The organism is Streptomyces sp. NPDC028305 (assembly GCF_055569495.1).
This window is the reverse complement of the sequence record NZ_JBVHTN010000002.1, coordinates 790,213-811,532: the sequence shown is the minus strand read 5'-3', so window position 1 is coordinate 811,532 and position 21,320 is coordinate 790,213. Positions and strand designations below refer to the sequence as shown.

Genomic DNA, 21,320 nt, shown 5'->3' with positions numbered 1-21,320 from the left:
GGGCTCGAATCTCGGTCGAATGCTGCACCGGCCGCGCGGCCACTCACCAGGCAATCGACCGGCAATCGCGGTTGCTGGTCGAAATGCCGCCCGGCCGCGGGCGAGTTACCGGCCCCTTGCCTGGTGACCGCGGGGCCCCGTGGCGAAGCTGTGCGGCAGCCGGGCACGGGGTCCAAGCGGCCCCGGGACGCACCCGGCGTGGCCACTTGGAAAGGACGGGGACGTTGGGAAACCCGGACCGAGGCCTGCTCGACTGGCTGGACGAGGCGTCCGCCGAGCGTGGCCTGTACTACGCGAACCACGAGGACGGCTGGGACTTCTGGTCCTATCGCGACCTGGGCCGGCTGGTGCTCACCACGGCCGCCGCGCTGCGGGCGGACGGCGTCCGGCCGGGCGATGTGGTGGCGCTGGTGCAGCGCTCCAGCCCGGGCTTCGTCGCCACGTTCTTCGGCGCCCTGGCCGCCGGCGCGACACCGTGCTCCCTCGCCCCGCCGTTCGCCTATCAGCGGGCCGACGAGTACGAGAGGCACGCCGCCCAGCTGCTGGAGACCGTGCGGCCCGCCGCCGTCGTCTGCGACGACGAGTCGCTGGAGCGCATCCGCAAGGTCGCCGCCGAAGTGGGCCTCGGCGAGCCGGTGGTCTTCGACCGGCTCGTCACGGACGCCGAGCCGCTGGAGCGGCCGCTGCCGCTCCCGAAGACGGCTCTGCTCCAGTTCACCTCGGGGTCGAGCGGCTTCTCGCGCGGGGTGCGGATCTCCGCCGAGGCCCTGCGGACCAACATCGGCGGGATGGGCGTCTGGCTGGGCTGCGCCCCGCAGTACCCCGCGGCCAGCTGGCTGCCGGTCCACCACGACATGGGCCTCGTCGGCTTTCTGCTGAACGTCGTCGTCACCGGCTTCGACGGGTGGATGCTCCAGCCGGACGACTTCATCCGCTCGCCGCTGCGGTATCTGCGCTGCCTCAGCGACCGGCGCATCGTCCTGACGGCCATGCCCAACTTCGGCCTGTCGTACATCCTGCGCCGGGTGCGCCCCGCCGATCTGGAGGGGCTGCGGTTCGACGCCCTGCGGGCCGTGATCATCGGCGCGGAGCGGGTCGACCCGCGGGTGCTGGGCGACTTCCACGCGCTGCTGGGGCCGTACGGCCTCGACCGCGGGGCGCTGGTCCCCGCGTACGGGAGCGCGGAGGCGACCCTGGCGGTGACCGGTCTGCCCCCGGGCGAGGGCTGGACGACGGGACACCCCGGCAGCGCTGACGACGGCGACGCCGCGTCCCTGGCCGGGACGGCGGTGGTCGGCTGCGGGCGTCCGCTGCCGGACAGGACGGTGACCATCGTGTCCGAGGACGGCGCCGAACTCCCGGACGGGCAGGTCGGCGAGATCGTCGTCAGCGGGGTGTCGATCGCCGACGGCTATCTCGGCGACGCCGGTTCCGCCTCCGGCACCAGCCTCGGCGGCCAGGGGCTGCGGACCGGCGATGCGGGGTTCCTGCGCGACGGACAGCTGTTCGTGATCGGCCGGCTGGGCGACGGGCTCAAGGTCAGCGGGAAGATGGTCTTCGCGGAGAGCCTGGAGACCCTGCTGCACCAGCGGGGTGTGCCCGAGCGCCGGGTCGCCGTCCTTCTCGGGGTCCGCGACGGCACGCCCACGGGGGCGGCCGTGTTCGCGGGGGTCCGGCCCGAGTGGCGGCGGATCGCCCACGAGGTGCTGTCCGCGTGGCTCGGCGACGCGGAGCTGCTGTCCGTCGAGGTGCCCCAGGGCGGCATCGCGGTCACCTCCAGCGGAAAGCCGCGGCGCCGCGTCATCTGGCAGGCGCTGTGCGCCGGCGCGCACGGCGCGCAGACCCGGCCGCTGACCGCGGACTGACCCCGCGCGAACGCCCCGCTGCCCGGCGCACGGTGTGCGCCGGGCAGCGGGGCGTTGTCGACGGCCCGGGTCAGCGGCTCGTCATCACCTCGGGGCGGACCAGATTCTCCGCGAGCAGCAGTTCCTTCACCCGCTCCGACAGCAGGCCCAGCTGCCGGAGCACATGGATCACCTGCTGGAACAGCAGCTGCCGATAGGTGGCCATCATCGGGTTGGTCCGTGCGAAGCGCAGCCCCTTGTCCACGTCGAGGTCCATGCGCTCCCACACCTCACGGAGCATGAAGCGGCGGGACATCAGCCGGATGGACTCCAGCAGGAAGTCCTCGCGCTCACGGATCTCCGCCGTGGTCGCCTGCTCGTACATGCCGGTGAGCGAGGTGACGCCGAAGGCGATGTGCCGGGCCTCGTCGCTCGCGACCATCTTGGTGATCTGCCGGATCAGCGGATCGCCGAAGCCGCTGCTGGCGAGCCTGAGCCCGGTGATCGCCAGGCCCTCCATGACCACCTGCATGCCGAGGTAGACGATGTCCCACCGGGACTCCGACAGCACATCGTGGAGCAGCGTCCCGAGCCCGGGGTTGACCGGGTAGACGGTGCCCAGCTTCTCGTCCATGTAGCGCGCGAAGGCCTCGACGTGGCGCGCCTCGTCGGCGACCTGGGAGGCGGCGTAGGTCTTGGCGTCCATGTCGGGCACGGTCTCCACCAGCCGGGCGGTGGTCACCAGCGCGCCCTGCTCGCCGTGGAGGAACTGGCTGCACATCCACGCCTGGTACTCCCAGCGGAACCGGGTGAGCAGCTCGCGCGGCACCGGGCTGCCCTCGCCGACGACGAAGCCGGCCAGCCGGGCGCCGTTCTCCTCCGTCAGCTCGGCACCGAACTGGACGTCGTAGTCCCAGTCGATGTCGGTCGAGGCGTTCCACTGAGCGGCCTTGTTCTTCTCGTAGAGGCTCCAGACACGGCTGTCACGCTTCCCGTAGTCCCAGTTCAGACACGCCTGGGTGAGGGACTCGACCTTCATCAGGTCCGCCTTCACGGCGTCCAGGACAAAGAGCGGCGAGTCGGCTGCCTCGTCAGGAACAGCGGTCATGGAAGTGCGATCCCCTCGGGCACAAGGGCGGGATGGTCGGCACGATCCTCATCGCGCGGGAGGCCCACCGGCCAGGCAGGCTCGGGGCAATTGGGCGGCAGACCGGTTGCCGGTCCCCGTGCCTGGCCAGGCCGCCCCCGGCGCCCCAGGATGGCCCGCCGGGGCCACCGCCCCGAGTGAGTGCCGGGCGACGAAAGGAGCGGGATGCGAACCCATGCCGCCGAACGAGCCTCCCACCCCGCGAGCACACCGGCGCACGGGGCGGACACTCCGTGGATCGTCGGCCGGGTGACCGCGCCCAGTCCCCGGCTGCGGCTGTTCTGTCTGCCCCAGGCGGGCGGCAGCGCCGGGTCGTTCGCCCCCTGGCGGCTCACCCCGCCCGACGGCATCGAGCTGGCGACGGTGGAGCTGCCCGGCCGCGGGGTGCGCAGCGCGGAGCCGGTGCCGGGCACCCTGGAGGAGCTGGCCGACGCCGTGCTCGACGGCATCTCGGACGAGCTCGACCTGCCGTACGCGCTCTTCGGCCACAGCTTCGGCGCGCTCCTCGGCTACGAACTCACCGTCCGTGCCGCCCGGCGCGGCCTGCGCGCGCCCCGCGCGCTGCTGGTCTCCGCGTGCCGGGCGCCGCACGCCGCGGTGCCCAAGCGGATCTCGGACCGGGACGACCAGGGGCTGCTGGCCTGGCTGGAGGGGTTCGGCGGCTTCCCTCCCGGCCTTCGGGAGTACCCGTCGTATCTGAGCTACGCGCTGCGTACGGTCCGCCGCGACCTGGCCCTCACCGAGGCGTACCGGAGCGTCGGGCCGGTGCCGGTGGGCTGTCCGCTGCATGTCCTCGGCGGTGCCGAGGACCCGTTGGTGGGCCGGGCCCAGTTGGAGCGCTGGCGCGCGTGTGCCTCGGGCGGGTTCACGCTCCAACTGCTGCCCGGCGGGCACGACTACCTCTTCACCGACGCTCCGGCCGTGCTCGGCGCCGTCGCCGCGGTGCTCGGCTGACCGGTGGCGTTCTCACCGATTCCGGGGCACCGGCACCGGGCCCCTTCTCCAGGGAGTTGTGACGAGTGGACGAGCTGACCGGCATCACCGTGTTGCGGGCCGACGGCGAGCGGCTGGGGCCCTTTGTGCGCCGGCATCTCCCGGCGATCGACCGGGCCGTCGCCGAGACCGGCGTGGCGCTGATCCGAGGGGCGGACGCCGAGGGCGTCGGGGACTTCCAGCAGGCCCTGAACGGGCTCGGGTTCCGGCCGCTGGAGTACACGGAGCGCTCCACGCCGCGCAGCGAGGTGGGCGACGGGGTGTTCACCTCCACCGAGTACCCGGCGCGCGAGGTGATCCCGCAGCACTGCGAGTCGTCGTACGCCGGTGCCTGGCCGGGCCGACTGGCCTTCTACTGCGCCACCCCGGCGGCCACCGGCGGCGCCACCCCGATCACGGATGTCGCGCGGGTGCTGGAGGACATCCCCGCCGAGGCGCTGCGCACCCTGGAGGCGCGGGGGCTGCGCTATGTCCGGAACTACGGCAGCGGCGTGGGCCTCGACTGGCGCGAGGCGTTCCAGACCGACAGCCGCGACGAGGTGGCCCGGTTCTGCTCGGCGGGCGGGCTGGAGTGGGAGTGGCCGGAGGAGGACCGGTTGCGCACGGTGCGCCGGGCCCCGGCGACCCTCGTACACCCCCGCACCGGGCACCGGGTGTGGTTCAACCACCTGGTGCTGTTCCATCAGTCCTCGCTGCCGGAGGGGTTGCGGGCCGACCTGGTGGCGCTGTTCGGGGAGGACGGGCTGCCCAATGACGTGCTGTTCGGCGACGGGGGCCGGATCCCGGACGAGATGGTCGCCGCGGTCCGCGCGGCCTTCGAGCGCCGTGCGCGGCGCTTCGGCTGGCGGCGCCACGACCTGCTGGTGATCGACAACATGCGCTGGTCGCACGGCCGGGAGGCGTTCACCGGGGAGCGCCGGGTGCTGGTCTCCATGTCGGACCTGATCACGAGGGCCGACCGGCCGGAGCCCGCCCTGCGCGGCTGAACCTGCACGGTTGAACACGGTGTTGGACCGCGCGCACCGGCAACGCCGCCCGCCCGCAGGGACGTCGGCGGGCAGGGAAGCTGCCGGTCGGCTGCCTGGCCCGCGCCACGGCCGCGCGAAATCATCGTGGCAGATGGCCGAAATCGGTCACTAGCCCTTGCCCGGCTTACCTCTTGCCCCTTCCTATGACCTGCCGCTCGCTTCGGCGCGCGCCGCCGACCGCTTCCGGGGAACCGACAGTGAACGAAGTGTCCCAGTCGCCGATCGAGTCCGTGCTGCCCCTCACGCCGCTCCAGGAGGGCATGCTCTTCCACGCTCTGTACGACTCCGAGGCTGCGGACGTCTACACCATCCAGGCCCCGTTCGAGCTGCTCGGAGACGTCTCGCCGAAAGCGCTGCGCGCGGCCTGCGCCGCCACGCTCGCCCGCCACACCGTGCTGCGGGCCGGCTTCCGCCAGCGGGGCAACGGGCAGGCGGTGCAGCTGATCCGGCGGACCGTGCGGACGCCGTGGACCGAGCTCGACCTCTCCGCGGATCCCGAGTCCGTACGCCGGAAGAAGCTGCTGTCCTTCCTCGAGGAGGAGCGGTCGCGCCGCTTCGACATGACGGCTCCGCCGCTGATGCGGTTCGCGCTGGTCCGCCTCGCCGAGCGCCAGTACGCGTTCGTCATGACGTACCACCACATCCTGCTCGACGGCTGGTCCCTGCCGCAGGTGCTGGCGGACCTGTTCACGCTCTACCACCAGAAGGCCGAGGGGGACGGCCCCGGTGCGGGCGACGGCGGGCTGCCCCCGGTGACGCCGTTCTCCGACTTCCTGCGGTGGCTGTCCCGGCAGGACCGCGCCGCCGCCCAGGAGGCGTGGCGGTCGGCCCTCGAGGGCCTCTCCGAGCCGACGCTCGTCGCCGCCGGGGCCCCGGCGGCGGGTGACGGGGAGATGCCGGGGCTGCTGCACATCACGCTTCCCCGGGACGCCACCGAGGCGCTGTCGGCGACCGCACGCGGCCACGGGCTGACCCTCAACACGGTGGTGCAGGGCGTCTGGTCGCTGCTGCTGTCGTTGCTGACCGGGCGTGACGACGTGGTGTTCGGCCAGACCGTGCACGGCCGGCCGCCGCAGTTGCCGGGCGTCGACTCGGTGGTGGGCCTGCTCATGAACGCCGTCCCGGTCCGGGTGCGGATCGACCCCGCGGAGCCGATGGCCGCCCTGTTCGCGCGGATCCAGGACGAGCAGCTCGCGCTGGCCCCGCACCACCACCTCGGACTGACCGAGGTGCGGCGGCTGTCCGGTCTTGACACGCTCTACGACACCTCGACCGGCTTCGGCGACGTGCCCTTCGACTGGGCCTCGGTGCGGGACAGCGTGCCGGGCCTGCGGATCACCCCACTCGCCGAAGACACCGCGGACGATGCGGACGGCGCGGACGGCGCGGACGGCGCGGACGGCGCGGACGGGCAGGCGAACGGTCAGCAGGAGATCACCGGCGCCACCCACTACCCGCTCAGCGTGGTCGCCGTGCCCGGCGCTCAGCTGAGCCTGCACATCAGCTACCGCCGGGGCCTGTTCGACGCCACCCGTCTGGAGCTGATCCGCACCCGGCTGCGGCTGCTGCTCGACACCTTCGTCCACTCCCCCGCCACCCCCGTCGCGCGCCTCCCCTGGCTCACCGGCGAGGAGCGCGCGCGGGTGCTGGGCGAGTGGGCCCACCGCCCCGGGGCGCGCCCGGCCGAGGCGTACGAGCGCACCCGGGCGACGCTCCCCCAGCGCTTCGAGGCCCAGGCGCGCCGCACCCCCGAGGCCCCGGCCGTGGCCGACGCGGCGGGGACGCTCACCTACCGCCGGCTCGACGAGGCCGCCAACCGGATGGCCCGGCTGCTGCTGAAGCGGGGCGTGCGGCCGGGAGACCTGGTCGCGGTGGCGCTGCCGCGCGGCACCGATCTGATCGTGGCGCTGTTGGGCGCGCTGAAGGCGGGGGCCGGGTATGTGCCGGTCGACCCCGGATATCCGCCGGAGCGCGTCACGTATCTGCTCGCCGACGCCGCCCCGTCCGCCGTCGTCTGCGCGGACACCGGCCACCCCGCTCTCGCCGCACACCCGTCGGCGGTGCCGCTCGGCGACCCCGCGGTGCGGGCGGAGCTGGCGGCGCTCCCCAGGCACGGGGTGGACGACGCCGAGCGCGGCGCCCCGATCCGCCCCGCCGACCGCGCCTATGTCATCTACACCTCGGGGTCGACCGGCCGCCCCAAGGGCGTGGCGGTGGAACACCGCACGGTCGACAACTACCTGGCGTTCGCCCGCGCGGCCTACCCGGGCCTGGCCGAGCAGGCGCTGGTGCACTCGCCGCCCTCCTTCGACCTCACCGTCACCGGCATCTTCGGCCCGCTGACCTCGGGCGGACTGGTGCGCGTCGTCGACCTGGACGACTTCGACGCGCCACCGGGGCCCGCGGGCGTGGCGCCCGCGTTCGTCAAGGCCACGCCCAGCCATCTGCCGCTGCTGGTCGCCTCCGACGGGCAGTACTCGCCGACGGGCGAACTCGTCCTGGGTGGCGAGCAGTTGACCGGGGAGGCGCTGGCCGCGTGGCGGGCCCGCCACCCCGGAGTGACGGTCGTGAACGAGTACGGCCCCACCGAGGCGACCGTGGGCTGTGTGGAACACCGCCTGGAGCCCGGGGATCCGCTGCCGCAAGGCGCGGTGCCGATCGGCCGGCCCGTCCCCGGTGCCCGGATCTATGTCCTGGACCCGTCTCTGCGCCCGGTCCCGGCGGGCGTCCCCGGCGAGCTGTACATCGGCGGGGAGGTGCTCGCCCGCGGCTACGTCGGGCGGCCGGGGCTCACCGCGGCCCGCTTCGTCGCCGACCCGTTCGGCGATCCGGGTGCCCGGATGTACCGGACCGGCGACATCGCCTGGTGGCGGCCCGACGGCACCGCGGTCTACGGCGGCCGGGCCGACGACCAGGTCAAGGTCCGCGGCTACCGGATCGAGCTGGGCGAGATCGAGGCCGTGGTGGGGAGCGACCCCGCCGTCGCCCAGGTGGCCGCGGCCGTACGGGAGGACCGCCCGGGTGCGCCGCGCCTGGTGGCGTACGTGGTGGCGGCGCCCGGACGGGACGCCGAACCGGCCGCGCTGGCGGAGCGGATGGCGGAGCGGCTGCCCGCGTATCTGCTGCCGTCGGCCTTCGTCACCCTGCCCGCGCTGCCGCTGAGCCCCAACGGCAAGGTCGACCGGGCGGCGCTGCCCGCGCCGGATCCCGCGCAGGGCACGGCGGCGCCCCGGCCCCAGGAGACAGGAAACAGTCAGGAGACCCGGTCGGACGCGGGAGCGGAGAAGGCCGCGGCGGCGGAGGAGGACACGGCGGCCACGCTGGTCGGGCTCTTCGCGCAGGTGCTCGGCGCTGACGCGGTCGGGGCCGGGGACGACTTCTTCACGCTCGGCGGCGACTCCATCACCGTGATCCAACTGGTGGCGCGGGCGCGCGAGGCGGGTCTGCGCCTCACCCCCAAACAGGTCTTCGCCCATCGCACGGCCGACGCCCTGGGCGCCTTCCTGCGGCAGCAGGCGGGCCCGGCCCCGGCCTCGGCACCGGCGGCCGGCTCCCCCGCGGCTGACGAGGAGTCCGCCACCGTCCCCGCCATGTCGATCACCCGCCGGCTCCTGGACCACGGCGGCGCCATCGACGCCTTCCACCAGTCCACGCTGCTCCGGGTGGCGCCCGGGCTCGGCACCGACCGGCTGGCCGCCGCGGTGCGGGCCGTGGTGGAGCGGCACCAAGCGCTGCGCGCCCGGCTGCGGGACGACGGGTCGCTCGCCGTGGACCCGGTGGCCCCGGGCGGGCCGTGGGGGGCGGTACGGCGGGTCGATGTGCGCGGCCTGTCCCCCGAGGCGCTGCGCCGCCGGATCTCCGCCTGCGCCGGGGAGGACGCCGACGCCCTCGCCCCGCGCGACGGCGTCATGCTGCGGGCCACCTGGTTCGACGGCGGCGAGGACCGGCCGGGGCGGTTGCTCGTCACCGTCCACCACCTGGCCGTCGACGCGGTCTCGTGGCACATCCTGCTGACCGATCTGTACTCCGCCTGGCAGAGCCGCGCCACGGAGCCCGCCGCCCCGGTGCCCGTACCGCTGCGGGAGTGGAGCCACCGGCTGCGGGCCGAGGCGACGGCGCCCGCCCTGCTGGACGAGCTCCCGTACTGGCGGCGGACCCTGCGCGCGGGCGGGATCCCGCTCACCGGCGCGCGGCTCTCGCCCTCCCGGGACATCCACGCGACGGCCGGTGAACTGACCCTCACACTCCCCGAGGAGCTGACCGCGCCGCTGCTCGCTGCGGTGCCCGCCGCCCTCGCCACCCACACCAGGGAGGTGCTGCTCACCGGCCTGGCACTCGCCGTCGCCGCCTGGCGGCGCCCCGCGGCGGGCGGCGGCACAGCGGTGCTGGTCGACGTCGAGGGGCACGGCCGCGAGACACTCGGCGAGGACATCGATCTGTCGGGCACCGTCGGCTGGCTCACCTCGCTGTATCCGGTGCGGCTCGACGCCGGGATCGGCGACTGGGACCCGGACGGCGATCCGCCGCTCGCCCGCCTCGGCGAGGCCGTGCGCCGGGTCACGGCCCAGGCCGGGGAGGTCCCCCGGCGCGGGATCGGCTTCGGCCTGCTGCGCCATCTGAACCGGGACACGGCCGGCGAGCTGTCGGACTGCCCGGCCCCGCAGCTCGGCTTCAACTACCTGGGCAGGCAGGACGCCGCCACGGACGCGGACTGGAGCGTGGCCCCCGAGTCCGACGCGCTGCCCACCGGGGCCGATCCGCGGATGCCGATGACGCATGTCGTCGAGGTGAACGCGGCGGTCGAGGACGGCCCGGCGGGCCCGCGGCTGACCGCCCACTGGCTGTGGGCCCGCCGCCTGCTGACCGAGGCCGAGGTCGGCGACCTGGCCCGGCTCTGGTTCGCGGCGCTGCGCGCGCTGGTGGCGTACGGGACGAGCGCGGAGGCGCTCCCGGCGCCGGTACTCCCGGCGGACGCGCTCTCGGCGGGCTCCGCGGAGCGGGACGAGGCGGAGGTGTCCCGGCTCGCCACCCGGATCGGCATGCCCGTCGCCGAACTGCTGCCGCTCACCCCGACGCAGGAGGGGCTGCTCTTCCACGCCCGGTACGACAGCGGCGATCTGGACGTCTACAACGTGCAGATCACCCTGGAGGTGCGGGGCGCGCTCGACGCCGAGCGGTTCCGGGCCGCCTGTGACGCCCTGCTGCGCCGCCACCCGATGCTGCGCGCGGGCTTTCTCCAGCGGCGGTCGGGGGAGCCGGTGCAGGTCGTCCCGGAGTCGGTCCGGATGCGCTGGCACACCCACGATCTGACCGGCCTGGACGCGCCGGAGCGGGAGGCGCGGCTGGCGGAGCTGCTGGAGGCCGACCGGCGGCAACGCTTCGATGTGGCCCGGCCGCCGCTGGCCCGCTGCACCCTGATCGCGCTGGCCGAGGAGCGGCGGACGCTGGCCCTGAGCATCCACCATCTGCTCGTGGACGGCTGGACCACCTCGCTGCTGCTGCGCGATCTGCTCGCGCTCTTCGACCACGGCGACGACGGCGGGCTGCCGGCCCCCGGCCACTACCCCGACCATCTGCGGTGGCTGGCCGCGCAGGACCGCGACGAGGCGCGCACCGCCTGGAGCGGCGCGCTGGCCGGCCTGACGGAGCCCACCCTGGTCTGCCCGGACCAGGACACCGCGCGGATCCGCGCCCTGCCGGAGCGCCTCGTGGTCGAGCTGTCCGAGCCGGACACCTCCGCGCTGCTGGAGGCGTCGCGCCGGGCCGGTGTCACGCTGAACACGCTGCTGCGGGCCGCGTGGGCGCTGTGCCTGCACCGGCACACCGGGCTGCGGGACCTCGTCTTCGGGGCCACGGTCTCGGGGAGGGAGGCCGAGCTGCCCGGGGTCGAGGAGATGGTGGGGCTGTTCATCAACACCGTGCCGGTGCGGGTGCGCCTGGATCCGGCCGAGCCGCTGGCCGCGCTGCTGGCGCGGCTTCAGGAGGAGCACGCCGAACTCCTCCCGTACCACCACCTGGCGCTGACGGACATCCAGCGGGCGGCGGGGCTCGGCACGCTGTTCGACACCTGCGTCGTCTTCGAGAACTTCCCCACGGCCGAGGCCCTGCCCAGCCCGGAGGACGGGCTGCGGCTGACGGACGTGGCCGGCCACGACGCCTACCACTACCCCCTCAAGCTGATGGTCGCGCCCGGACGGCAACTGCGCCTCGAACTCGGCCACCGCCCCGACCTGATCGACGCCGAGGACGCGCGGCGGATGGTCGCCCGGTTGCGGGAGCTGCTGGCCGGGCTGCCGACGGCGCTGGCGGACCCGACCGGGCGCTTCCTCGACGACGTCTCCACGCCGGCCGTCGAACCCGCCGTGCGGCGGCTGTGCGAGCTGATCGCCGAGGTGCTGGGACGCGAGTCCGTCGGGGCGGACGACGATGTGTTCGCCCTCGGCTGCGACTCGCTGACGGCGCTGCGCCTGGCCGGCCGGATCGAGGCGGAGCTGGAGCTGGAGCGGAGCGTCGAGGTCGCCACCGTCTTCCGCTGCCGCACCGCGCGGGCCCTCGACGACGCACTCTGACCCCGTCTTACGAAACAGGCAGGTGGACGCGCACATGCGATACCCGGCAGTCGTGAATTCGTCGGTCGTCAATTCATGGAACGAGTGGGATCCGCTCCAGGAGATCGTGGTCGGCTCCGCCGACCGCGCCTGTTTCGAGCCGACGGAGCCGGGCAGCCGGCCCGCGCTGCGCGACACCCCCGGCCTGCCGTTCCCCACCGGCCCGAAGTCCGAGGAGGACATCGGGCAGGCCAACGAGGAACTGGACGGTCTGGTGGCCCTGCTGGAGTCCCAGGGGATCGTGGTGCGCCGCCCCCAGCCGCATGACTTCTCCACCCCGGTCCGCACCCCGGACTTCGAGGTCAGCAACCAGTACTGCGCGGTCTGCCCGCGCGATGTCATGATCACCATGGGCAACGAGATCATCGAAGCCACCATGTCGCGCCGGGCCCGGTACTTCGAGTACCAGCCCTACCGCACGCTGGTGTACGAGTACTGGAACGCCGACCCGCGCGTCGAGTGGACCACCGCGCCCAAGCCGTCGATGGGCGACGGGATGTACCGCGAGGAATTCTGGGACTGGCCGCTGGAGAAGCGGCACGAGCGGATGCATTCCTTCGAGTTCTGTGTCGGCCAGGACGAGGTGATCTTCGACGCCGCGGACATGAGCCGGCTGGGGCGGGACATCCTGGTCCAGGAGTCGATGACCACCAACCGGGCGGGCATCCGGTGGCTGAAGCGGCATCTGGAGCCACGCGGCTTCCGGGTCCACCCGGTCCACTTCCCGCTGGACTTCTTCCCCTCGCACATCGACTGCACCTTTGTGCCACTGCGCCCGGGCCTGGTCCTCACCAACCCCGAACGGCCCCTGCGCGAGGGCGAGGAGAAGATGTTCCTCGCCAACGACTGGGAGCTGGTCGACGCCCCGCAGCCGGTCCTGGGCAATGACGAGATGCCGCGCTACTGCCAGTCCTCCAAGTGGCTCTCGATGAACGTGCTCAGCCTGTCCCCGACCAAGGTCGTCTGCGAGGAGCGGGAGAAGCCGCTCCAGGACCTGCTGGCCAAGCTCGACTTCGAGGTGTTGACCGTGCCGTTCCGCCATGTGTTCGAGTACGGGGGCTCCCTCCACTGCGCGACCTGGGACGTACGCCGCGAGGGCACGCGCGAGGACTACTTCCCCGCGCTCCGGTACGAGCCACTCGTCCGCCCCACGGGCTGACCCACGTTCCAGCCCGTCGGAAAACCGGGTGCCCCGCCCGCGCCGGCTTCCCTACACTCGCCACGAACCGCGCGCCATCCACCACATCGCGGCGCGCGCCGTGACGAATGAGGGGAGTCGGCCGTGCGTGACCGCGCCGCTGTCGTCGTTCCTCCGTCACAGTACGAGGTGATCCTGGTGTCTTCGGGCGCCCGGTGCCGGCTGCGCGGCCGGCTCCGGATGCCCGTGACGAACGCCTGACCTTTCCCTGGGAGCCTCCCCGGGAGCCCCCTGGGAGTTCCGCCCGGCCTGACCACAGGCCGCTTCGTCCGGGAACTATCGCGCCGCCCTTTTCTGGATCACTCCGAAAGGCCTCGGCCGTGCGTACCGACCTCAACCTCCGTCGCAATCCCACCAGTTCGCCCGCGAATCCGATGACCGGCGTCCGCAACCTGGGCATCCTCGCCCATGTCGACGCGGGCAAGACCACCGTCACCGAGCGGATCCTGTACCTCACCGGGACCATCCACAAGCGTGGCGAGGTCCACGACGGCACGACCGTCACCGACTTCGACTCCCAGGAGCGCGACCGTGGCATCACCATCTTCGCGGCGGCGGTGAGCTGCGCCTGGGACGGCCACCGGATCAATCTGATCGACACCCCCGGCCACGTCGACTTCTCCGACGAGGTGGAGCGCTCGCTGCGGGTGCTCGACGGGGCGATCGCGGTGTTCGACGCCGTCGCCGGGGTCGAGCCGCAGAGCGAGTCGGTGTGGCGCCAGTGCGACCGGCACGGTGTGCCGCGGATCGCCTTCGTCAACAAGATGGACCGCGCCGGGGCCGACCTGGACGCGGCGGTCGAGTCGATCCGGGAGCGGCTGCACCCGGCCCCGCTGGTCGTCCAGTTGCCGATCGGCGCGGAGGACGGGTTCACCGGGGTGGTGGATCTGCTCAGGATGCGCGCGCTGGTGTGGCCGGACGGCCACGGCACCTGCGAGGAGGGCCCGGTGCCGGACGCCCTGCGGGAGGAGGCGCGGCGGCGCCGCCGGCTGCTGGAGGAGGCGGTGGCGGAGCTCCACCCGGGAGCGCTGGAGGAGTTCTGCGCCGAGTCGGCGGTCTCCACGGCGACCCTGGCCACCGCGCTGCGCGAGCTGACCCTCGGTGGCGAGGGCGTGGTGGTGCTGTGCGGCTCGGCCTACCGCAACCGCGGCGTCGAACCGCTGCTGGACGCCGCGGTGGCCTATCTGCCCTCGCCGGTGGATGTGCCGCCCGTGCGCGGCATCCGGGGCGACGCGGTGGAGGAGCGGGCCGCCGACCCCGGCGGGCCGTTCGCGGCGCTGGTGTTCAAGGTGACGTCGACCGCCACCGGGCGGCTGACCTATCTGCGGGTGTACTCGGGAACGATCGGCAAGGGAGAGGTGGCGTGGGACGTGGGCGCGCGGCGCACCGAGCGGATCGGCCGCATTCTGCGGGTCCGGGCCGACCGCCACGCGGAGGTGGACCGGGCCGTGGCCGGGGACATCGTGGCGGTGATCGGGCCGAAGGCGGCCCGCGCCGGGGCCACGCTGTGCGCGCCGTCGGCTCCGCTGCTCCTCGAACCGCCCACGGTGGCCGACCCGGTCGTCTCCGTGGCGGTCGAGGCGCGCGGGCGCACCGACGCCGGCCGGCTGGCCACGGCGTTGGCGCGGCTGGTCGAGGAGGATCCCTCGCTCGCGGTCAGAACCGACCCCGAGACCGGTCAGACCGTGGTGTCCGGGATGGGCGAGCTCCATCTGGAGGTGGCGGTGGAGAAGCTGCGCCGCGCCCATGGGCTGGACGTCGCCGTGGGACGGCCGAGGGTGGCCTATCGGGAGACGGTCGCCCGCGGGGTGTCCGGGCTGCTGTACCGCCATGTCAAGCAGGACGGTGGCGCCGGCCAGTTCGCCCATGTCGTCCTCGACGTCGAGCCGCTGGGCGCTGTCGATACGGGTGGCGGCGCGGTGGACTTCGGTTTCCGGTCGACCGTCGTCGGCGGGCGGGTGCCGCAGGAGTACGTCCGGGCGGTGGAGGCCGGTTGCCGGGACGCTTTGGCCGAGGGTCCGCTCGGCGGTCACCCGGTGACCGGGGTACGGGTCACCCTGACCGACGGCGCCACCCATTCGAAGGACTCCTCGGAGATGGCGTTCCGTACGGCCGGGCGGCTCGCGCTGCGGGAGGCGCTGCGCGCCTGCGCGATGGTGCTGCTGGAACCGGTGGTCGACGTCACGGCCACGGTGCCGGACGACGCCGTGGGCGGGGTGCTCGGTGATCTGGCGGCGCGGCGCGGCCGGGTCTCGGGCACCGCCGCGCGGGCCGGCACGGCGGTCATCACCGCGACCGTGCCGCTGGCCGAGTTGTTCGGCTATGCGACCAGGCTGCGCGGCCGGACCCAGGGCCGGGGAACGTTCACCACCCGGCCCGCGGGCCACGCCCCGGCCCCCGCGCCGGCGTCCCGGTAGACCGGCGACGGCCCCGCCCCTGACGTGGGCGGGGCCGTACCGGCCGGGCCGGGCGGTGTGTGTCCTCGCCGTACGGCCCCCCGATGTCCGCCCTGGTCGTATCTTTGCGGTGTGCGCATTGCTTTCCCTCGGCAACGGAGGCTGATGTGAACAGAATTGCGTTCCTCTTCCCGGGACAGGGGTCTCAGGTACCCGGAATGGGAGGGGATCTCCTGGCGCGGCATCCGGACCTGGTGCGCCCGTACTTCGACACCGCGGACGAGGTGCTGGGCATACCGCTGAGCCGGCTGTGCTTCGAAGGCGACCCCGAGGAGCTGCGGGACACCGCGGTCACCCAGCCCGCGGTGTATCTGGCGAGCCTGGTGTCCGCGGTCGTGCTGCGCGAGAAGGGCGTCGTCCCGGCCGCGGTGGCCGGGCACAGCCTGGGCGAGTACACCGCGCTGGTCTGCGCGGGGGTGCTCGACTGGGTGGACGCCCTGAAGCTGGTGCGCCGGCGCGGGGTGCTGATGTCGGAGGTGAACCGCCGCACCCCCGGCCGGATGGCGGCCGTCATCGGACTTCCCTCCGACCGGGTGCGGGAGTTGTGCGAGGAGGTGTCGCGGGAGCGGGGGCTGGTGGTCGAGGTCGCCAACTACAACGCGTCGCGGCAGACCGTCGTCTCCGGCGTCGTGGAGGGGGTCGCCGAGGTGTCCCGCAGGGTCCACGAGGAAGGCGCGAGCCATGTGGCCGAGCTGAGGGTCGGGGCGCCGTTCCACTGCTCCCTCATGGCGGACATCGCGGCGGAGTTCGGCGAGCATCTGGACGCGGTGGACTTCGCCACCCCCTCGCTGCCGGTGGTGGCCAATGTGACGGCCGGATATGTGTTCTCCGGGGAGGAGGCGCGCGGGCTGCTGCGCCGTCAGCTCGCCGCCCCGGTGCGCTGGCAGGAGACGCTGGACCTGCTGGCCCGGGAGGAGGTGTCGGCGTTCGTCGAGGTCGGTCCCGGGCGCGTGCTCACCAACCTCAGCCGCGCCGGACATCCGCAGGTGCCCGCCATGACCGCGGGCACCGACCGGAAGATCGGTGAGGCGGTGGAGAGGCTGAGCCCGGCGCTGGTGTGACGGCCCGGCGGGCGCCCGGGTCCGGGCGCCCGCCATGCCCTACATCGGCCCGCTCACACCGTCGCGGACGACTCGCCCGCCCCCCGTGTGCAATCGGCCGTCCTCCCGCGTGATCCAGTACCGCCGCAGCACATCGAGCACCACCGACACCTCGCAGGCGGTGATCCCGGGGAGGCTGGCCAGATCGCTGGTCAGCAGCCCGGCCAGCCCCTCCTCATCGCGGAACACCCCGTGGTGGATGACTGCGGAGGTGCCCGCCACCATCGACACATACCGCGCCGAGGGATGCCGGGCGAGCGTGTCCGCCACCTCCTGGATGGCGCCGGGCGCGGCCTGTACGGCGACGACCACCTCCAGCGCATAGCCCAGGAACACCGGTTCGATCTCCACGCGCGGCCGCACCAGACCGCGCCGGAGCAGCGACTGGATCAGCCGGTACGCGGTCGACTGGCTGATGCCGGCCGCGCGGGCCACCTCGGCCGCGCTGGCCCGGCCGTCGCGGCGGAGCAGTTCCACGGCCCGTAGCTCGTCGGCGCTGAACTCGGCCGTCCCGGCGGGCTCGTCGCGCGGATCGGCCAGCGCCCGCAATGCGCTCAACTGGTCCTCGTCGAGCCGGTGCAGCCGCCAGGCGTCGGACTTCGTCGCGGCCCGCAGCACCAGTTCGCTGTGCGCGGACCGCACCCCCGGCACCGAGGGGATGTCCGCCATCAGCAGTTCGCGGGCCCGGCTCCGCCGGGCCGCGTGGAGCGAGCAGTAGACGTCGGAGCGTCCCGTGGTGGTGGCCACGAACGGGACTTCGGGCAGTTCGGAGAGGTGGCGGGCGACCTCTCTGGCCTGCCCCGGGGCGGTGGCCACCCAGACGTGCATGGGATGGCCCTCGGCCAGCATCGGCCACTCCACCTGCCCGATCACCCGCAGCAGGCGCTCGTCCTCCAGCCGGGTCAACCGGCGTCCGACGGTGCTGGCCGAGGCGCCGAGCACCTCGGCCAGCGCGCTCAGCGGCGCCCGCGGCGCCACCTGCAAGGCGGCCACCAGGTCGAGGTCGGCGTCGTCCAGCCTCGGTGAGCCCGAACGACGCCACGACCACGCCCGGCCACAGCCCGCGCAAGCCGCCCCCGCACCCCGCCGACGACACCTCGGCGGCGCTGGCCCGGCTGCTCCGGCTGCTCGGGGCGATCGAGCGGGCGGGTAACAAACTGCCCCACCCCTTCTGGCTGTTCGGCATCCTCAGCGCCCTGCTCGCCCTGGTCAGCTGGGGGTTGGCCGCCGCGGACGTGTCCGCGACCGACCCGGCGGGCGGCGAGGACGTGGTGGTGCGCAGCCTGGTGTCGGTGGACGGCGTGCGGTCGATGATCACCGATGCGGTGACGAACTACGCCACCTTCCCGCCCCTGGGCACGATCCTGGTCGTCATGCTGGGCGTCGCCGTCGCCGACCGGTCGGGGCTGCTCACCGCGATGCTGCGGGCCGGGGTCGCCAAGGTCCCGGCCCGCTGGATGACCTTCGCCGTGGCCTTCACCGCCATGGTGTCCCACGTCGCCTCCGACGCCGCCTATGTCGTGCTGGTGCCGCTGGGCGGGCTGGCCTTCCGGGCGGTGGGGCGGAGCCCGGTCCTGGGCATCGTGGTGGCGTACGTCGGGGTGTCGGCCGGCTATGACGCGAGCCCGCTGATCACCCCGATGGACGCGGTGCTCGCCGGGCTGACCACGGCCGCCGCGCACACCGTGGACCCCGGCTACTCCGTCACCCCGCTGTCCAACTACTTCTTCTCCCTGGGCTCCTCGGTGGTGCTGGCCGCCGTGATCACTTTCGTCACCGAGAAGGTGCTGGCCAAGCGGGTGGCGGCGCTGCCACCGGAGGCGGAGGAGGCCGAGGACGACGACGCCGGTCTCGGCGGGCTGGAGCTGCGCTCCGAGGAGCGCCGCGGGCTGCGCCGCGCGGGGTTCACCCTCCTGGTCTTCCTCGGGGTGGTCGTGGCGGCCATGATCCCCTCGGGTTCCCCGCTGCGGGGCGAGGGCGGATCAATCGTCGAGTCGCCCGTGCTCACCGGGATCGCGGTGGTGCTCGGGGTGTTGTTCGCCCTGCTCGGCGCGGTCTACGGGCGGGCGGCCGGCACGGTGCGCAGCGGCCGTGACATCCCGGACTTCATGGCCCAGGGGATGCGCGAGATGGCCCCGATCCTGGTGCTGTTCTTCGCCATCTCCCAGTTCCTCGCCTACTTCAAGTGGACCGGCGTCGGCCAGGTGCTCGCCATCCGCGGCGCCGATCTGCTCAAGGACCTGGGGGTGACCGGGCCCGTGGCCTTCCTGGGCATCCTGGTCGTCTGCACGGTGATCAACCTCGTCATGACCAGCGGATCCGCCATGTGGGCGCTGGTCGCCCCGGTGTTCGTGCCCATGCTGATGCTGCTGGACGTGCCCCCGGAGGCCACCCAGGCGCTCTACCGCATCGCCGACTCCTGCACCAATGCCATCACCCCGATGAGCGCGTACTTCATCATGGCCCTCGGCTTCCTCCAGCGGTACCGGCGCTCCGCGGGCATCGGCACCCTCGCCTCCCTCACCCTGCCGCTCTCCGTGGCGATGCTGGTGGCCTGGACGCTGTTCTTCTACGCCTGGTGGGCGCTGGGCATCCCGCTCGGCCCCGGCGCACCGGTCCGCTGAACCCCACGCCCCGTCCCCCGCTCTCCGGAAGGATTTCTGTTCCATGACGCTCCCCGACCTCACCGCGTACGCCCGTCGCGTGCTGCCCGAGATGACCGACGATCTGCGGACGGTGGTGGAGCTGGAGACGCCGAGCGACGACAAGGCGCTGCTGGACGCCGGGCTGGCCGCGATCGGCACCTGGCTCGTCGAGCGGCTCGGCGAGCCCGACGAGACGGAGCGGCACGACGGCGGCGAGCACGGCGACGTACTGGCCGTCACCTACCGCGGCACGGCCCCCGGCACCGTGCTGCTGCTGTGCCACTACGACACGGTGTGGCCGGCCGGCACGCTGGCCGAGTGGCCGTTCGAGGTGAAGGACGGCCGGGCCACCGGCCCCGGGGTCTTCGACATGAAGACCGGCCTCGTCCAGGCCGTCTGGGCGCTGCGCCTGCTGCGCGAGCTGGAACTGCCGCACCCCTCCGTGCGCCTGCTGCTCAACGGCGACGAGGAGATCGGCAGCCCGGCCTCCCGCCCGCACATCGAGCGGCTGAGCGAGGACGTGTCGGCCACGTTGGTCTTCGAGGCCGCGCAGGACGGGGCGCTGAAGACCGCGCGCAAGGGCGTCGGGCTGTTCGAGGTGACCGCGCACGGCGTCGAGTCGCACGCGGGCCTCGACCCGTACGCCGGGGCGAGCGCGATCCACGCCCTGGCCGAGGTCGTCCCGGCCATCGTCGCGCTCGGCTCCCGCGAACACGGGACCACCGTGAACGTGGGGGTGATCAGCGGTGGCACGGGCCGTAACGTGGTCGCCGCCCGGGCGCGGTGCGGGATCGACATCCGGATCGCCGAGCCGGCCGAGATGGCGCGGATCGACGCCGCGCTGAACGCCCTCGCACCCTCCGACCCGCGGGTGCGGCTGACCGTCGACGGCGAGTGGAACCGGCCGCCGATGGTCGCCCACGAGGCGTCCGCGGCGCTGTTCGCGCGGGCCGCCGCGATCGCGGCCGAGCAGGGCTGGGAGCTGCGGGAGACCGCGGTCGGCGGGGCGAGCGACGGCAACTTCGTCTCCGCCCTCGGCCGACCGGTCCTCGACGGGCTCGGCGCGGTGGGCTCCGGCGCCCACGCGCGCCATGAGCACACGCTGCTCGACCACCTCCCCGCCCGCACCGCGCTCACGGTCGGGCTGCTGAACGCCCTGGCGGCGGACGGGGCGTGAGGCGATGGGCCGCGGGGTCAGGTTCGGCAGGTGACCTTCATCTGGGCGGCCGCGTGATGGGCCAGGTTCCAGCCGGCCGACCAGTCGTCACCGCGGTCGAGCAGCTTGATGCCGATCTTGCCCTGCTTCACCGCGAAGCTGCCCACGTTCACCCACTGGGCGCGGTGGCCCGCCTGGTTGACGGTGAAGGAGTCGTACTTCGTGGTCCGGTCGAAGGGGTCGGTGAGGACGTGGTACGTGGTGGGGTGACCCGCCACGTCACGGTCGTTGGGGCCCTTGGGGACGTACACCGACAGCTGGCAGCTCTTGGCCGAGGTGCCCGGCTCCCACCACCACATCACCCGGCTGTTGGCGTCCTTGGCCGGGTCGCCGGACATCGGCACGGAGGCGAACACGCCATTGCAGCCGTGGCCCACATAGCCGCCACCGCCGAGGGAGTACCAGCCGCCGTCGCCGTCGGTGTAGCGGTTCTGCTCGTAGTAGCCGCCCCGCGGCGGGGTCGGGCAGCTCGGCCCGGCGTAGTCGGTGTAGATCACCTTGCTGCCGGTCGACTTGGGGGCGCCGCCCCCTCCCCCGCCACCGCCGCCGCTCGTGGCCGGGGCGTTGCCGCCACCGCCACCGGACCCGGAGGAGCGGTCGTCCCCGGACGCGGGCGGCGCCCCGGCGCCGCCGCCGTCGCCGCCGCCTCCGGTCGTGCCGCCGTCCCCTCCGGTGCCCCCGCCGGAGCCGCCGCCGGAGGTGCCGCCGCCCGAACCGCGCTCGTCGCCGGTGCGGGGGGCCGCGCCGCCCTGCTCGTCCGCCCGGCCGGGCTTCGGGGAGGCGGAGGTGGTCCCCTCCCGGTCCGCGGCCTTGTGCCCCGCGGCCACGGTCCTGGTGGTGTCCTTCTCCTCCTCGAAGCTCAGCTGGGACACACCCGCCGAGACCAGCACGACGGCGCCGACCGCGAGACCTGCGGTCACCGGCACCCCGACCACCGTGGTCCACACCCTGCGGCCCGGTGCCAGGCCGCGCAGCGGCACCCCGGCCCGCCGGGCGAAGGTGTCGGCGAACCCGCGCCGCTCCGTGCGCTCCCCGCCCTGTGTCTTGCCCTGTTCGTCGCGGCTCGGCTCGGACACCGCGGCCTC

Annotated in this window: 12 protein-coding genes; 9 read left to right on the top strand and 3 right to left on the bottom strand. The window is 73.8% G+C overall.

The genetic code is table 11. The features are described from left to right. Window positions 1-224: 224 nt before the first annotated feature. Window positions 225-1,865, top strand: coding sequence for an AMP-binding protein (locus ACZ4WQ_RS10065; RefSeq protein WP_398375295.1), 1,641 nt, complete (start codon window positions 225-227; stop codon window positions 1,863-1,865). A 70-nt stretch (window positions 1,866-1,935) separates the two neighbouring features. Here ACZ4WQ_RS10065 and ACZ4WQ_RS10060 read toward each other — a convergent pair whose 3' ends face one another. Further along, window positions 1,936-2,952 (bottom strand): ferritin-like domain-containing protein, encoded by a 1,017-nt coding sequence (locus ACZ4WQ_RS10060; RefSeq protein WP_311723192.1) that lies wholly within the window; start codon window positions 2,950-2,952, stop codon window positions 1,936-1,938. A gap of 204 nt (window positions 2,953-3,156) precedes the next feature. Between ACZ4WQ_RS10060 and ACZ4WQ_RS10055 the strand changes: the two genes are divergently transcribed. From ACZ4WQ_RS10055 to fabD, 6 genes are all read left to right on the top strand, one after another. Then, window positions 3,157-3,945: a thioesterase II family protein gene (locus ACZ4WQ_RS10055; protein WP_398375294.1), complete on the top strand. Its 789-nt coding sequence runs from the start codon at window positions 3,157-3,159 to the stop codon at window positions 3,943-3,945. Between the two features lie 65 nt (window positions 3,946-4,010). Continuing rightward, on the top strand, window positions 4,011-4,970 hold the full coding sequence (locus ACZ4WQ_RS10050; protein ID WP_398375292.1) for a TauD/TfdA family dioxygenase: 960 nt from the start codon (window positions 4,011-4,013) through the stop codon (window positions 4,968-4,970). 239 nt (window positions 4,971-5,209) lie between these two features. Further along, window positions 5,210-11,581, top strand: coding sequence for an amino acid adenylation domain-containing protein (locus ACZ4WQ_RS10045; protein ID WP_468022139.1), 6,372 nt, complete (start codon window positions 5,210-5,212; stop codon window positions 11,579-11,581). Between the two features lie 34 nt (window positions 11,582-11,615). Beyond that, window positions 11,616-12,779 (top strand): glycine amidinotransferase, encoded by a 1,164-nt coding sequence (locus tag ACZ4WQ_RS10040; RefSeq protein WP_468022138.1) that lies wholly within the window; start codon window positions 11,616-11,618, stop codon window positions 12,777-12,779. Between the two features lie 413 nt (window positions 12,780-13,192). Next, entirely contained in the window at window positions 13,193-15,235 is a 2,043-nt protein-coding gene (gene fusA / locus ACZ4WQ_RS10035; RefSeq protein WP_398375421.1) for an elongation factor G, read from the top strand. A gap of 146 nt (window positions 15,236-15,381) precedes the next feature. Further along, window positions 15,382-16,335 (top strand): ACP S-malonyltransferase, encoded by a 954-nt coding sequence (gene fabD / locus ACZ4WQ_RS10030; RefSeq protein WP_398375288.1) that lies wholly within the window; start codon window positions 15,382-15,384, stop codon window positions 16,333-16,335. 39 nt (window positions 16,336-16,374) lie between these two features. Here the strand turns inward: fabD and ACZ4WQ_RS10025 are convergent, their stop codons facing one another. Continuing rightward, complete coding sequence (locus ACZ4WQ_RS10025; protein ID WP_398375287.1) at window positions 16,375-17,367, bottom strand: Lrp/AsnC family transcriptional regulator; 993 nt, start codon at window positions 17,365-17,367, stop codon at window positions 16,375-16,377. Window positions 17,368-17,396: 29 nt separating this feature from the next. Here ACZ4WQ_RS10025 and ACZ4WQ_RS10020 point away from each other — a divergent pair, with 29 nt between their 5' ends. Both ACZ4WQ_RS10020 and ACZ4WQ_RS10015 read left to right on the top strand, forming a co-directional pair. Then, a complete protein-coding gene (locus ACZ4WQ_RS10020) occupies window positions 17,397-18,998 on the top strand; it encodes an AbgT family transporter (protein WP_398375285.1) in 1,602 nt (533 codons plus the stop codon). 43 nt (window positions 18,999-19,041) lie between these two features. Then, complete coding sequence (locus ACZ4WQ_RS10015) at window positions 19,042-20,196, top strand: M20 family metallopeptidase (protein WP_385350755.1); 1,155 nt, start codon at window positions 19,042-19,044, stop codon at window positions 20,194-20,196. A gap of 17 nt (window positions 20,197-20,213) precedes the next feature. Here ACZ4WQ_RS10015 and ACZ4WQ_RS10010 read toward each other — a convergent pair whose 3' ends face one another. Continuing rightward, the gene (locus ACZ4WQ_RS10010; RefSeq protein ID WP_385350758.1) at window positions 20,214-21,311 is read right to left on the bottom strand and encodes a hypothetical protein; all 1,098 of its coding nucleotides are present in this window, start codon (window positions 21,309-21,311) and stop codon (window positions 20,214-20,216) included. Between the last annotated feature and the right edge of the window lie 9 nt (window positions 21,312-21,320).

What these genes read in the sequence shown, in the direction of transcription:
- ACZ4WQ_RS10060 (WP_311723192.1), bottom strand. Translation starts at nt 2,952, where the DNA reads ATGACCGCTGTTCCTGACGAGGCAGCCGACTCGCCGCTCTTTGTCCTG.
- ACZ4WQ_RS10055 (WP_398375294.1), top strand. Translation starts at nt 3,157, where the DNA reads ATGCGAACCCATGCCGCCGAACGAGCCTCCCACCCCGCGAGCACACCG.
- ACZ4WQ_RS10040 (WP_468022138.1), top strand. Translation starts at nt 11,616, where the DNA reads ATGCGATACCCGGCAGTCGTGAATTCGTCGGTCGTCAATTCATGGAAC.
- fusA (WP_398375421.1), top strand. Translation starts at nt 13,193, where the DNA reads ATGACCGGCGTCCGCAACCTGGGCATCCTCGCCCATGTCGACGCGGGC.
- ACZ4WQ_RS10015 (WP_385350755.1), top strand. Translation starts at nt 19,042, where the DNA reads ATGACGCTCCCCGACCTCACCGCGTACGCCCGTCGCGTGCTGCCCGAG.